This window comes from Scleromatobacter humisilvae (assembly GCF_023231945.1).
GTDB lineage: Bacteria > Pseudomonadota > Gammaproteobacteria > Burkholderiales > Burkholderiaceae_C > Scleromatobacter > Scleromatobacter humisilvae.
On record NZ_JAJLJH010000002.1, the window covers coordinates 148,246 to 162,209 of the forward strand.

13 protein-coding genes are annotated in these 13,964 nt (G+C 68.6%); 10 read left to right on the plus strand and 3 right to left on the minus strand.

Annotated features, from left to right (window positions below):
* The 4 genes from LPC04_RS10035 to LPC04_RS10050 all read left to right on the plus strand — a co-directional run bounded on the left by LPC04_RS10035 (window position 1) and on the right by LPC04_RS10050 (window position 2,926).
* Window positions 1-576 carry a hypothetical protein gene (locus LPC04_RS10035; protein WP_275682079.1) on the plus strand — a complete coding sequence of 192 codons (576 nt, stop codon included), beginning with the start codon at window positions 1-3 and terminating at the stop codon, window positions 574-576.
* Between the two features lie 81 nt (window positions 577-657).
* On the plus strand, window positions 658-1,374 hold the full coding sequence (locus LPC04_RS10040) for a Crp/Fnr family transcriptional regulator (RefSeq protein ID WP_275682080.1): 717 nt from the start codon (window positions 658-660) through the stop codon (window positions 1,372-1,374).
* Between the two features lie 168 nt (window positions 1,375-1,542).
* Window positions 1,543-1,911, plus strand: coding sequence for a hypothetical protein (locus LPC04_RS10045; protein WP_275682081.1), 369 nt, complete (start codon window positions 1,543-1,545; stop codon window positions 1,909-1,911).
* Window positions 1,912-2,236: 325 nt separating this feature from the next.
* A complete protein-coding gene (locus tag LPC04_RS10050) occupies window positions 2,237-2,926 on the plus strand; it encodes a hypothetical protein (RefSeq protein ID WP_275682082.1) in 690 nt (229 codons plus the stop codon).
* A 131-nt stretch (window positions 2,927-3,057) separates the two neighbouring features.
* On the opposite strand, the gene LPC04_RS10055 is transcribed toward LPC04_RS10050, so the two are convergent.
* Window positions 3,058-3,555, minus strand: a complete 498-nt coding sequence (locus tag LPC04_RS10055; RefSeq protein WP_275682083.1) for a hypothetical protein — start codon at window positions 3,553-3,555, stop codon at window positions 3,058-3,060.
* Between the two features lie 341 nt (window positions 3,556-3,896).
* On the opposite strand from LPC04_RS10055, the gene LPC04_RS10060 reads away from it, so the two are divergent.
* The 6 genes from LPC04_RS10060 (at window position 3,897) to LPC04_RS10085 (ending at window position 12,603) form a co-directional block, all read left to right on the plus strand.
* Window positions 3,897-4,322 (plus strand): CrcB family protein, encoded by a 426-nt coding sequence (locus LPC04_RS10060; RefSeq protein WP_275682084.1) that lies wholly within the window; start codon window positions 3,897-3,899, stop codon window positions 4,320-4,322.
* Between the two features lie 11 nt (window positions 4,323-4,333).
* Window positions 4,334-4,849 (plus strand): flavin reductase family protein, encoded by a 516-nt coding sequence (locus LPC04_RS10065; RefSeq protein ID WP_275682085.1) that lies wholly within the window; start codon window positions 4,334-4,336, stop codon window positions 4,847-4,849.
* A complete protein-coding gene (locus tag LPC04_RS10070; RefSeq protein ID WP_275682086.1) occupies window positions 4,842-5,114 on the plus strand; it encodes a hypothetical protein in 273 nt (90 codons plus the stop codon). Before LPC04_RS10065 ends, LPC04_RS10070 begins: the two co-directional genes overlap by 8 nt.
* 166 nt (window positions 5,115-5,280) lie before the next feature.
* Complete coding sequence (clpB, locus tag LPC04_RS10075; RefSeq protein ID WP_275682087.1) at window positions 5,281-7,872, plus strand: ATP-dependent chaperone ClpB; 2,592 nt, start codon at window positions 5,281-5,283, stop codon at window positions 7,870-7,872.
* Window positions 7,873-8,348: 476 nt separating this feature from the next.
* A complete protein-coding gene (gene nadB, locus LPC04_RS10080; protein WP_275682088.1) occupies window positions 8,349-9,992 on the plus strand; it encodes an L-aspartate oxidase in 1,644 nt (547 codons plus the stop codon).
* Between the two features lie 358 nt (window positions 9,993-10,350).
* Window positions 10,351-12,603 (plus strand): outer membrane protein assembly factor BamB family protein, encoded by a 2,253-nt coding sequence (locus tag LPC04_RS10085; RefSeq protein WP_275682089.1) that lies wholly within the window; start codon window positions 10,351-10,353, stop codon window positions 12,601-12,603.
* 102 nt (window positions 12,604-12,705) lie between these two features.
* Here the strand turns inward: LPC04_RS10085 and LPC04_RS10090 are convergent, their stop codons facing one another.
* Together LPC04_RS10090 and nadC are read right to left on the minus strand one after the other, a co-directional pair.
* On the minus strand, window positions 12,706-12,990 hold the full coding sequence (locus LPC04_RS10090) for a late competence development ComFB family protein (RefSeq protein ID WP_275682090.1): 285 nt from the start codon (window positions 12,988-12,990) through the stop codon (window positions 12,706-12,708).
* A 106-nt stretch (window positions 12,991-13,096) separates the two neighbouring features.
* Window positions 13,097-13,957, minus strand: a complete 861-nt coding sequence (gene nadC / locus LPC04_RS10095) for a carboxylating nicotinate-nucleotide diphosphorylase (protein ID WP_275682091.1) — start codon at window positions 13,955-13,957, stop codon at window positions 13,097-13,099.
* Window positions 13,958-13,964: the final 7 nt, after the last annotated feature.

A 13,964-nucleotide genomic window follows, 5' to 3' on the forward strand; every position in this document is an offset into this window, starting at 1 on the left:
ATGCGAATCAAATTGCCATTCCTGGTGGCGCTCGGGGTCTGTCATGGCGGGATTTGTGCGACTCCGGAACCAAAACAATCGCCTTCGGCGCCGACAGGCGCTGCGCCGATGCTCACAAAGACAGAGCTGACAAAGTTCATCGACACGTATGAGGCATTGATCTACAAGCGCGGTGATCCTGACCCGTGCGATGCCAAGAAGCACACCTGCACGATCAACATCGATTTGATCACCGCAACGGCCAGCGACGGAAAGGACTACTGCGTTGCCGCCATCCCACCCCTCGTCACCATCGACGACAAGACTCACAAGGACAAGTGGGATATCCAGTGGAATCTCGTCCCCAATGGCTTTACGCGTCCAGTGCACTTTCACGCCGATCATGGAATTCTCGTCCTCGGGTCGACTTCCGCCAGCCAGTTGAAGGAGCCCAAGGCGGGAGCCCATGACTTCCATTTGAAGCACTGGAATTTGTCGGCTTCCACGACGTTCTATGTGCCGATCATCATCGTGGGCGATGAGACCGTCGATCCAGAGGTGTGCGCGACCGGAGATCCGAAGATCGTGAACAACTGACCGCGTCATGATGAGCGGCAGCGCCGACAGCGACGCCTGCCCGGCGGCGTTCGGCCGGGCAAGTTGCTTCGAGAACGCGCGATGGAAGTCCATGCATTCGACGTGAGCATTTCGCGGGACGCCGTGTCGTGCATCGAACGCGCGCGTCTTTCTTGCGTGACTGGGGGTGCCGTGCAGGAAGATCGTCTTCATCCGAAACTACTCGAGGAAATGCGGTCGCTCGGAACGACGCGGTCGTTTCGAAAGCACGCGATTCTCATCAACGAAGCCGAGCGCGGGAATGCGCTCTACATCGTGCTGACGGGTCGACTGGTGGCCTATGCCAGCTCGGATCAAGGGCGCGACGTGATCCTCGGCGAGCACGGCTCGGGCGAATACGTGGGGGAACTGGCGCTCGACGGTGGATTGCGGGCAGCGTCCGTGCGAGCCGCCGAGCCGACCACCTGCTGCGTCATTCCGTCTCCCGACCTGCAGGACGTGCTCGCCATGCACCCGGAGTTCGCGCTGCATCTCGTGTGCAAGCTGACGCGGATGGTTCGCCGCGCGACAGAGCAGGTCAAGCGTCTGGCGCTGCAGGACGTCTACGGCCGACTCCGGCAGGAGCTGATGGAACTCTCTGACGAGACCGCAAGCGGTCTCGTGGTTCGCGAGCGACTCACGCAACAGGACCTGGCCGACCGCGTCGGTTCGTCGCGCGAGATGGTCAATCGCGTCTTGAAGGACCTGTCGGCGGGCGGATACGTTTCCGTGCAGCAAGGTCGATACGTGATCCACCGGAAGCTCCCTGCGGCACGCTAGGCGCGCCGAGCGCGCTCCTCCCGGTGTTGTGACTTCCGTCACTTGTCGGGAGTTACTTCCGTACTGGGTTTCAGGAGCCCCCTGCAAGACATTGGAGTCGTGGATTCGAACGGTTCGCTTCCACTCAACTTGCAGTTGATGCTCAGCCCTCTATCCAAGGAGATTCACATGACCACCTCTCACACTCTTGCGACGCTGGCAGCCGTGTCGCAGCGGTTCTTCGGCCTCGCGGTGCTCTCCGGCGCGGTGCTCTGCGCCGCGCCCGCCTTCGCCGCGGACATGCATGTCATCGTCGACAACGAATCGCCGACGGCGATCGTCGAGATCCACGCTTCGCCGACCTACGATGACGACCCGGGCGTCGACGTGCTGGGCGACGAGATCATCTATTCCGGCGACGACCTCGACGTCAACTTCAACTCGCGCAGCGCGCGCGGCGAGTGCATCCTGGACGTGCTCGCCATCGGCGCCGACGGGCGCGAATGGCAGCGTCGCATGAACGTATGCCGCCAGGTCGAGTGGACGCTGGGCTATTGAGCCCGAGTCCCGCGCCGCCTGACGGGCAGGGTTCCATTTCGAGCCAGGATGCTGGCCTTGGCGATATGGACGATTTCCACCGCGGCCTCCACATCGTCAACGTCGCGTGGCATTGCGATCTGGGCGACTTCGATGGCGGTGCTCGGGAACACCTCACGGTGTCCCGCCCCGCCATCTGCGTCGCGGAGTCCCGCGTGCCGCGTTGCTTCGACGCTCTCGTCCAGTGCACGAACGTTGTCCACAGCCCCTCCCGGTCGATCCGGCCATCGTCATCGGCCCACCATCGAGTTCTCTCACATCCTCACCTGTCTCACAGGAGTCCGAAATGACCAAGTTCAAGTTCTCGCTCGTCGCCGTCCTGCTGGCCGCTGGCTTCGCATCCGGCGCGTCGGCTCAAGCGCGAACCCTGGCATGCCAAACGCCAGCGGGCGTGTTCCCGATGCCCGGCGGCGTCCCCCAACCCGGGCTGCCGTGCTTCGGCCCGGCGGGCCAAGGCATTACCGTCTTCGTCGGTGGTGGCTTCCCAGGGGGCCCGGTGCCGATGCCCGCTCCCTTGCCGTTCCCCGGGGGAGCGCCTGGTGGCTTCCCCGGTGGCCAAACCCGGCTGCCGGCGCCGTTCCCGGTGCCGCCGATGGGCCCCACCGGCCAGGTTGCGGGCGCGTTCGGCGTGAACCATGAGGGGCAAGTCGCGGCCGAATGCGTTGCGCAGAACGGCGTCACCTATGCGGCTGGTGGCTGTATCGCCGGGCGTCTGACCGCCGACGAGCTGAACAAGTGTTTCACCGATGGCATCGGTGGACGCGGCTGCTTCGGCGACAACAACACGCTGATCAGCATGATCCGCGGAAACGTCGCCGCGGCGCAGCGCGAGTCGACGGTACCTGGCCAGATCATCCGTGGGACGACCGGCATCAGCCCGGATGCCATTCAGCAGCACGGCATCCTGGGCGGCGACAACAGCGACGCACGCAGGGCGTGCAACGCCGTCGCCGGCATCTTCGGTGGCAACTGCTGATCGGCAAGCGCCGAGCGCGCCGCCTTCGCGCCGCGGGCGGGGGCGGACGCGCCGGGTGCCGCCGCGCGGTTCGCCCGCCCGGAGCTCGCGCCCCTGGGATTTTTCCAGTCGGCGCCCGCGCGAGCCCCGGCTCAGGCGGAGGTCGGCGCCTTGCCCGGCGCGCGCACACCCTGGCCGGCGAAGCGCGTCGACAGGTCATCGCTGATGGTCGCCGCGCCGGGCACGTTCAGCTTGTTGGCGGCCTTGACCGACTGGTAGTAGGCCAGCGCCGCGGTCATGGCGTCGCTGCCGGTGAGCGCTAGGCTGTCGTCGAGCATGTCGGCGAGCTGGCTGACCGGTTGCTGCAGCGAACGCAGCACGCCGAAGGCGTTGACGTCGCTCGAGAAGCTGTCGATATCGACGAACGCTGGCTTGAACTGCGGGTTGGTGTTGGCGTAGGTGAGGGTCTTGGACACGAAATCCACGCTCTTGCTGCCCATCTTCGTCAACGCCCGCTTGTCGTCGGGGCCGATGTTGACGAGGTGCGGCACCAGCTTGGCCTGCAAGGTCTGCACCGCGGCCTGGACGGCCTGAAGGTCGTCGTCGGGAATGTTGAACGAATTGCGCTTGCCGATCACATTGGTGTTCACTATCTTTTCTCCCTGTGGGTTGTTGACGCCGCCACGGCCACTTGCCGGGCGGTGCGCGATTTTGTGGATACCTGCTGCGGTATCTCAAGCGAACAACTAGGGAGGGCCGCCGGGTGGGGTGGGGGATTCGCGTCCCTAACTTGCGACTTGATGGCAATGCCCGCCCGGGCACCGATCGAGCAAGAAGGCGATCGAATCGGGGCGCTCGGGCAACGACGACCCGGGGCGCTCGCCGGCGTTTGAGACAATGGCATCACGCCACCGCGCCGCCGGCGCCACCTCCGGCGGTCGCTGCGGGCATCCTTGCTGCATCCATCTCACGTCCTCGCCTCGCCCCCGCCATGAGCGCCACCCCTCTCGTTCCTACGCCCGCCATGGTCAACACGCTGTCGACCTGGAGCCAGGCCGGTCTCGTTTCGCTGGGCGGTGTCGCCGGCTGCCTGGCGCGCTGGCGCATGGGCGTCTGGCTCAATGTGCCGCCCTGGCCGATCGCGATGGGCACGCTGGCGGTCAACGTCATCGGCGGCCTGGCGGTGGGTTTCCTGATGGCCGTGTTCGCGCGCTATCCGTCGGAGGCCTGGCGCCTGCTGGCGATCACCGGCTTCCTGGGCGGCATGACCACCTTCAGCGCGTTCACGGCCGAGTCGCTGGGCCTGCTGATCAAGGGGCAGGTGGGCCTGGCCATCGTGCACAGCTGCGTCCACGTGTTCGGCGCGCTGATCGCGGCGGCGCTGGGCTGGCAGATCGGCCGTTGGGTGCTGGCTTGAGCGGGCACGACATGTCGGACGACCATTCGCCCGTGCCGGAAATCGCCGCCAGCGAGCTCGCGCCCGACGAGCTCCGCCGGGCGCTGGGCCGCTTCGTCACCGGCGTCACCATCGTCACCTGCCGCGACGACCAGGGCCAGCCAGTCGGGCTGACGGCCAACTCGTTCAACGCGCTGTCGCTCGATCCGCCGCTGGTGCTGTGGTCGCTGCGCCAGGCGAGTTCCACCATCGAGGCCTTCGCCAACGCGAGCCACTTCGCGGTCAACGTGCTGGCGGCCGACCAGGTGGACCTGTCGCGCCGTTTCGCGCGGCCGTCCAGCGCCAAGTTCGACGCCGGCGAGTGGACGGACGGGCAGGGCGGGGCGCCGCTGCTGGCCGGCTGCGTCGCGGTCTTCGAGTGCCGCCGCCACAGCCATCACCCGGCCGGCGACCACGTGCTGTTCATCGGCGAGGTCGAGCGCATCGGCGGCTCGGCCTCGACGCCGCTGGTCTACCACGCGGGACACTACCGCACGCTCAATGAGTAGGTACCAGCCGAACGAGCCTGCGCGCGTGCGGCGGGCGGAACTGGTCGAGCGCATCGAGCGCTTCGTCGACGGGACGGACGTGTCGGTCGAGTCCGCGGGCCTGATCGAGGCGGGCCTGGACGATGCCTTCCCGGACGACGACTGGATGTCGGAGCGCGTGCGGATGCTCGCGAGCTACCGTCCCGGTGGCGGCGACTCGCTGTACGACGAGGCGCAGATGCGCGCCGAGTTGACCAGGGTGCTGGAACGCCTGCGACGCACCTGAGGCCGCGGCCTTTCGCTTGCGCTGGATCATTGACGGCCGGTGCGGCGCGCGGTCAGATCGGGGTCGCGCCGCGCGATGCGGCCTGCCGCCTCGGAACGCCGGTTGCTCGCGCTTGAAAACTCAAGCTCCGCACCCACTTGCGTGGCAGTTTGAAAGGATTTTCAAGATGCGACTCGACAAGTTGACGACTGCGTTCCAGCAGGCCCTGGCGGACGGCCAGAGCGCCGCCGTGGCGCGCGAGAACCCGTATGTCGAACCGGCGCACGTGCTGGCCGCGATGCTGGCGCAGCCGGACGGCCCGAAGTCCCTGCTCGACCGCGCCGGTGCCAACACCGCGGCGCTGAAGACCGCGATGGACAACCTCATCGCCGGCCTGCCGCAGGTGCAGGGCAACGGCCAGGTCTCCGGCAGCCGCGACCTTCTGCAGCTGCTGCAGCAGGCCGAGAAGGAGGCCGGCAAGCGCGGCGACGAGTTCGTCGCCAGCGAGATGTTCCTGGTGGCGCTGGCCGATTCGAAGACCGACATCGGCGGCATCGTGCGCGGCCACGGCCTGACGCGCAAGGCGCTGGAATCGGCCATCGACGCCGTGCGTGGCGGCAGCACCGTCGATTCGGCGGATGCCGAGGGGCAGCGCGAGGCGCTGAAGAAGTACACGCTGGACCTGACCGAGCGCGCGCGCAAGGGCAAGCTCGACCCGGTGATCGGGCGCGACGACGAGATCCGCCGCGCTATCCAGGTGCTGCAGCGGCGCAGCAAGAACAACCCGGTGCTGATCGGCGAGCCGGGCGTGGGCAAGACGGCCATCGTCGAGGGCCTGGCGCAGCGCATCGTCGCGGGCGAGGTGCCCGAGACGCTGAAGAACAAGCGCGTGCTGGTGCTGGACATGGCCGGCCTGCTGGCCGGCGCGAAGTTCCGCGGCGAGTTCGAGGAGCGGCTCAAGGCCGTGCTCAAGGAAGTGGCGCTCGACGAAGGCCGCATCATTCTCTTCATCGACGAGCTGCACACGATGGTGGGCGCCGGCAAGGCCGAAGGCGCGATCGACGCGGGCAACATGCTCAAGCCGGCGCTGGCGCGCGGCGAACTGCACTGCATCGGCGCGACCACGCTCGACGAGTACCGCAAGTACGTCGAGAAGGACGCCGCGCTGGAACGCCGCTTCCAGAAGGTGCTGGTGGCCGAGCCCACCGTCGAGGCGACCATCGCCATCCTGCGCGGCCTGCAGGAGAAGTACGAGGTCCACCACGGCGTGGAGATCACCGACCCGGCCATCGTGGCCGCGGCGGAGCTGAGCCATCGCTACATCACCGACCGCTTCCTGCCCGACAAGGCGATCGACCTGATCGACGAGGCCGCGGCCAAGGTCAAGATCGAGATCGACTCCAAGCCCGAGGTGATGGACCGGCTCGACCGCCGCATCATCCAGCTCAAGATCGAGCGCGAGGCCGTGCGCCGCGAGACCGACGAGGCCTCGCAGCGCCGCATGGGCCTGATCGAGGAGGAGATCGTGCGCCTGGGCCGCGAGTACGCCGACCTCGAGGAGATCTGGACGGCCGAGAAGGCCGCGGCGCAGGGCTCCGCGCACCTGAAGGAAGAGATCGACAAGATGCGCTTCCGGATGGAGGAGCTCAAGCGCAAGGGCGACTTCAACGCCGTCGCCGAGCTGCAGTACGGCAAGCTGCCCGATCTCGAGAAGAAGCTCGCCGAGGCGCAGGCCGTCGAGGCCGGCAAGACGAAGGCGGGCGGCGCACCGCAGTTGCTGCGCACGATGGTCGGCGCGGAAGAGATCGCCGAAGTCGTCGCGCGCGCCACCGGCATTCCCGTGGCCAAGCTGATGCAGGGCGAGCGCGACAAGCTGCTGCAGATGGAAGGCAAGCTGCACGAGCGCGTGGTGGGCCAGGACGAGGCGATCAAGGTCGTGTCGGACGCGATCCGCCGCTCGCGCGCGGGCCTGTCCGACCCGAACCGGCCGCTGGGCTCGTTCCTGTTCCTCGGCCCCACCGGCGTCGGCAAGACCGAGCTGTGCAAGGCGCTCGCCGGCTTCCTGTTCGACAGCGAGGATCACCTGATCCGCGTCGACATGAGCGAGTTCATGGAGAAGCACTCGGTCAGCCGCCTGATCGGCGCGCCCCCGGGCTATGTCGGCTACGACGAGGGCGGCACGCTCACGGAGGCGGTGCGCCGCAAGCCGTACAGCGTGCTGCTGCTCGACGAAGTCGAGAAGGCGCATCCGGATGTCTTCAACGTGCTGCTGCAGGTGCTCGACGACGGGCGGCTCACCGACGGTCAGGGCCGCACGGTGGACTTCAAGAACACCGTCATCGTGATGACCAGCAACCTGGGCTCGCAGATGATCATGCAGATGGCCGGCCAGCCGAGCGCGGAGATCCGCGACGCGGTGTGGGAAGAGGTCAAGGCGCATTTCCGCCCCGAGTTCCTCAATCGCATCGACGAGACCGTGGTGTTCCACGCGCTCGACCGCGCCAACATCGAGTCCATCGCCAAGATCCAGCTGGCGACGCTGGAGCAACGCGTGCGCAAGATGGACATGACGCTGGAGGTGTCGCCCGCGGCGCTGCGCGAACTCGCCAAGGTCGGCTTCGACCCGGTGTTCGGCGCGCGTCCGCTCAAGCGCGCGATCCAGCAACGCATCGAGAACCCGGTCGCGCGGCTGATCCTCGAAGGCCGCTTCGGGCCGAAGGATGTGATCCCGGTGGACGTGAAGGACGGCGAGTTCAGCTTCGGGCGCGTGGTGCACTGAGCGCGCTTGCCTGACAAGACCAGGCCCGACGGCAGCGATGCCGGCGGGCCTTTTTCATGGCAGCGAGGCGGCTTCCAACTCGCTGCGCGGTCGCCGAGGGGTCTGGCCCGGCCTCGGGCCGCGACGAGAGAGATGGCTGTCGACGACGATGCGGAGCGATCTGGCGAGGGGCCAGACCCCTGGGTGCCGGGCTTTGCCGTCGTCCGGCGTCGCTCCGCGGCTAGGATCGCGCGATGATTGTCGCCAGCCGCGCGGCGAGGCGCCATTGGCGCTCGACTCTGCTGAGTCTTGGGGATCCGCCCGGCAAGGCCGCCTCTTTTGCGACGGCATCCGGCGTGGCCTCCGTCGGACGTCGTGACCGCATGGGCCGCTCCGGCCTCTTTCCGCGGCTGAAGGCCTTCCGGCAGGCCAGTCGGCAGGGTGAACTCGTGCTCCGTAGAATCGACCCGTCCCGCTGCCGTCCCGAGAGCCCGTTCATGCCCGCCACGTTCGATTCCGCCGCCTCGCAACACGCCCCGTCCACCTCCAGTCCCGTCGTCATCGTCGGCGCCGGCCTGGCCGGCCTCACCGTGGCGCTGCACCTGGCGCGCCACGGCCGCCGCGTGATCGTGCTGGCCAAGCGCGGGTTGAGCGAAGGCGCGACCGCGTGGGCGCAGGGCGGCATCGTCGGCGTGCTGGGGTCGGACGACTCGATCGAGTCGCACGTGCGCGACACGCAGGACGCCGGCGCCGGCATCGTCGACGAGCACACCGCGCGCTTCATCGCCGAGAACAGCGCCAGGGCGGTCGAATGGCTGGTGGAGAACGGCGTGCCGTTCACCGAGGACGCCGACGGCCCGCTGGGCCTGCACCTGACGCGCGAGGGCGGCCATGCGGTGCGCCGCATCGCGCATGCGGCCGACGCCACGGGGCGCGCGATCCACGAGTCGCTGCTGGCCCAGGCGCAGGCCAACGACCTGATCACGCTGCGCGAGCGCTGGATCGCGGTCGACCTGATCACCTCGCGCCACCTGCAGCGCGAGGAGGTACCGCGCGTCTACGGCGTCTACGCGCTGGACATCGACTCGCGCAAGGTGGAGACGATCGCGGCATCGGCCGTCGTGCTGGCCACCGGCGGCGTCGGCAAGGTCTATCGCTACACCAGCAATCCCGACACCTCCACCGGGGACGGCATCGCGATGGCCTGGCGCGCCGGCTGCCGCGCCGCGAACATGGAGTTCATCCAGTTCCACCCCACCTGCCTCTACCACCCGCAGGAGCGCAGCTTCCTCATCACCGAGGCGATGCGCGGCGAGGGCGCGCAGCTCAAGCTGCCGGACGGCACCCGCTTCATGTTCGCGCACGACGACCGCGGCGAGCTGGCGCCGCGCGACATCGTCGCCCGCGCGATCGACTTCGAGATGAAGAAGCACGGCATCGACCACGTCTGGCTCGACGCGACGCATCTCGGCGAGGCGTTCCTGAAGGAGCACTTCCCGACCATCCACGCGCGCTGCCTGCAACTGGGCATCGACATCGCCAAGGAGCCGATCCCCGTCGTGCCCGCCGCGCACTACACCTGCGGCGGGATGGTCACCGACTTGAGCGGCCGCTCGGACCTGCCCGGCCTGTTCGGCGTCGGCGAGACCACGTACACGGGCCTGCACGGCGCCAACCGGCTCGCCAGCAACTCGCTGCTCGAATGCGTCGTCATCGGCCACACCTGCGCCGACGCGATCCTGGCCGACGGCCCGCAGCCCGTCGTGGCGCTGCCCGAATGGGACGAGAGCCAGGTCGACGACGCCGACGAGCAGGTCGTGATCGCGCACAACTGGGACGAGCTGCGCATGCTGATGTGGAACTACGTCGGCATCGTGCGCACCACCAAGCGCCTGGAACGCGCGCTGCACCGCATCGAGCTGCTCAAGGGCGAGATCGACGAGTACTACGCGCACTTCCGCGTCACGCGCGACCTGCTGGAGCTGCGCAACCTCGTCGTCTGCGCCGAGCTGATCGTGCGCTCCGCGCTGAACCGCCACGAAAGCCGCGGCCTGCACTTCAGCCGCGACTTCCCGCGCACGCTGCCGGTGAGCTTCCCGACGGTGCTGACGCGGCCGGCGACGAGCCGGGCGCAGGGCTGAGCGCCTCGCGGACTTCGCCACGAGCGAAAACCCTGGCCGTTGTCGGCGCGTCACGCCAGCTTGCGCCTGGCTGAATCGATGCCGGCTCGCCGGGTACAGGCTGGGGTATTCATCACGTAAATCGACTGTCCAGAGGCGGCAGTCGTGGCGATGTCACTGTCGAGCCGCTACATTACGCAACTTTGGATGGCAGCGTGGCCGAGACCACCGCCTGAGCTGGCGCGCGCGCGCCAACCCGATACGTTCCATCGAGGGAGTCAACATCGTGAGTTTCAAGAGCTGGGCCTCTGGCCTTGTCGTGGCTGCGCTCGTCGCAGGTTGCGGGGGAGACGGCGGCGCGAGCTCGTCGTCGCCGTCGATGTCCGTCACCGTCTCGCCGACGTCCGCCACCCTGTCGGCGAGCACGACCGGCACGGCGCCGACCGCCACGGTGTCGCTGTCGACCGTCGAAGGGCCGAACGGCCGGCTGACGGTCATCGCCACCAACGGCAGCAAGGGCTACGCGAACGCCAGCTTCAACGGCACCAATGTCGTGGTCACGGGCGAAGCCCCCGCGGCGCTGGCCGCCGGGACGTACCAGGATTCGGTCACGGTCAAGGTCTGCTACGACGCGCAGTGCACGCAGCAGGTGACCAACAGCCCGTTCACGATTCCCGTCACCTATACCGTGACCGCCGGCAATCCGGCCACTGCGACGCCGACGATCAGCGGCCTGTCGCCGACCTCGGTGACCGCGGGCAGCGCGGCGTTCACGCTGACGGTGTCGGGCACCAACTTCACGCCGACCTCCACGGTGATGTGGAACGGCCAGGCCCGCGCGACGACCTACGTCGCGACGGCCACGCTGACCGCACAGATCACCGCGGCCGACGTCGCGACCCTGTCGACGGACAGCGTGACGGTCTCCAATGCCTCGTCCGGCGGCGGCGTCTCGGCGGCGCGGTCGTTCTCGGTGGCGGCGGTCGTTCCGGCGATCACGTCGCTGGTGCCCGCCACGGCGGTCAGCGGCGGCTCGGCCTACACGCTGACGGTCAACGGCACCGGCTTCGACAGCCACGCGCAGGTGAGCTGGAACGGCAGCCCGCTGGTCACGACCTTCGTGTCGGCCACGCAGGTCACGGCCGCGGTGCCCGCCGCCGACATCGCCGCGAGCGGCAGCTTCCCCATCACCGTCTGGAATTCCGACGGCTCGGCCAACGCGTCCGCCCCGATGTCGGTGACGGTCGGTCCGGCGGCGCTGGCGCTCAACAGCCTGTCGCCCCCGCTGGTGGCGGCGGGCGGCCCGGCCTTCACCGAGACCCTGAGCGGTGCCGGCTTCACCGCCTCGTCCGTCGCGCAGTGGAACGGCAGCGCGCGACCGACGACGTTCGAGTCGACGACCCAGTTGCACATGACGATCAGCGCGGCCGACATCGCCAGCGTCGGCTCGGGTTCCATCACGGTCAGCAGCGGGGGCGCCACGCCGACGGTGACCAGTGCCAAGACCTTGACCATCGCGGCGGCGACGTCCTCCGTCGACGCCACGGCGCTCCAGGTCAATGCGCAGCACAACGGCGCGGCCCACTTCGCCAACATCGTCGCCTCCACGGCACTGCCGACGGCACCGGCCTGGACCGCCACGCTGGACGGCCCCGCGAACTATCCGCTGGTCGCCGGCGGCCGCGTGTTCCTCGTCGTCCAGCCCACCAGCGGCGCCGCCACGGAGCTCCTCGCCCTGAACGCCGGCAACGGCGCCGTCGCCTGGGGCCCGATCACGTTCCCCGGCAGCGGCGCGATCACCTATGACAACGGCCGCCTCTTCCTGCTCAACACGTCCGGCTCGCTGACCGCCTACGATGCGGCCACGGGCTCGCAGCTGTGGAGCACCGTGGTGGCCGGCCAGTTGTTCTCGGCCGCGCCGACCGCCTACAACGGCATCGTCTACGTGGGCGAAAGCCAGTCGGGCGGCGCCGTGTTCGCCTTCGACGAAACTTCGGGAAGCCAGCTCTGGTTCCAGCGCGTCGCCAACGGCGACGAGAGCTCGCCGACCGTCACGTCCACCGGCGTCTACGTCTCCTATCCGTGCCAGGTCTACGCCTTCAATCCGACGACGGGCGCGCCAATCTGGCAAAACAACGGCCCCTGCGAAGGCGGCGGCGGCGCGACGGGCGCCTGGGCCAACGGCGTCTACTACTCGCCGCTCGCGAATACCGGCTACAACTACGATGCCCAGGCGCTGGATCCGGCGACGGGCGCCACGCTGCCGATGACGTACCGCTCGGCGCAGGCACCGGCCTTTGGCCAGACCATCGGCTACTTCCTGCAGAGCGGCACGCTGAAGGCGCTCAGCCTGGCCGACGGCTCGGCGCAATGGACGTTCGCCGGCGACAGCTCCCTCGTGACCTCGCCGGTCCTTGTGAACAACTACGTCTTCATCGCCAGCAGCTCGGGCAAGCTCTACATGATCGACGCCACGACCGGCGCCCAACTGGGCCTGGTGGCGCTGGGAGGCGCGGCCTACGCCTACATGCCGACCGAGATCCTGCAGCCGGGCATGACCGCCGGCGATGGCATCCTGGTCGTGCCGTTCGCCAGCAAGATCAGCGCCTTCACGCTGTCCAACAATCCCTGAGGACGCTGGCGCCGTCCAACGGCAACGGCCCCGAACCTCGCGGTTCGGGGCCGTTCTTCATGGAGGGCCGAGAGGGCGCCCGCGGGCGCGTGCGGCCGCGCGTCAGGCGCGGGCGCGCATCGCGTTGCGCGCCTGCACGAAGCCGAACGCGAACTCCACCGCCTCGGCGATGGAGCGCTCGGTCTCTGTGCGCTCGCGGTCGGTCTGGAAGAACGCGAAGTCGACGTCGTGGCGGATGTAGCGCGGCGGCAGGCGGTTGAGCGCGACGCAGGCGATGTCGGCCAGCATGTCCGGGTTGTCCTGGATGTGCGGGAAGTGTTCCGCCATCTCCTGCACGCAGGCGAAGACCGCCTTCTCGTGGTTGTTGTGGATCGACGCGATGTCCATGGAAGTGTCCGCAAGTGGCGAGGGCGCCGGGCGGGTGGGCCGGCGTGATCCTGCGAGTGTGCCGCGCCTCGCGCCCGTGATGCGGGCAAGAGTGCGACAAAGTTGCCTAGTCGAGGACGCGCATCGAGAAGTCGGTGGCGAGGACGTCCTTGGTCAGCTTGCCGATCGACACGCGGTCGACGCCGGTGGCCGCGATGTCGCGCAGCGCCGACAGCGTGACGCCGCCCGAGACCTCCAGCATCGCGCCGCCGGCGGCGATCTTCACCGCCTCGCGCATGTCGGCCAGCGTGAAGTTGTCCAGCAGCACGCTGGTGGCACCGGCGGCCAGCGCCTCGCGCAGCTGGACGAGCGACTCGACCTCGATCTGGATCTCCACGCCGGCGTTGAGCGCGAAGGCCTGCGCCATCACCGGCGCGATGCCGCCGGCCGCGGCGATGTGGTTTTCCTTGATCAGGATGCCGTGCCACAGCGCGATGCGCTGGTTGCGGCCGCCGCCCACGCGCACCGCGTACTTCTGCGCCTGGCGCAGGCCGGGCAGCGTCTTGCGGGTGTCGAGCACGGCGCAGCCGCGCGGGCTGGTGGCGGCGCCCTCGATGGCCTCGACGTGGCGGCGCGTGACCGTCGCCGTGCCGGACAGCAGTTGCAGGAAGTTCAGCGCCGGCCGCTCGGCCGACAGCAGCGCGCGCGCGTTGGCGTCGATGTGGCAGACGTCGGTGTCCGCGGTCATCGTCGCGCCTTCGCCGTATTTCCAGTCGATGCGGTTGGACGGGTCGAGCGTGCTCAGCACGGAGCAGAACCAGTCGCGCCCGCACAGGATCGCGCTCTCGCGGACGCGCACGACTGCGCGCACGCGCTTGGTCGCGGGGATCAGCAGGCCGGTCCAGTCCTGGCGGCCGATGTCCTCGAACAGCGCGTCGCGCACGTTGCGGGCACGGGCCTCTGCCAGGGTTTCGTCGTGGTCGAACATCGTTTGT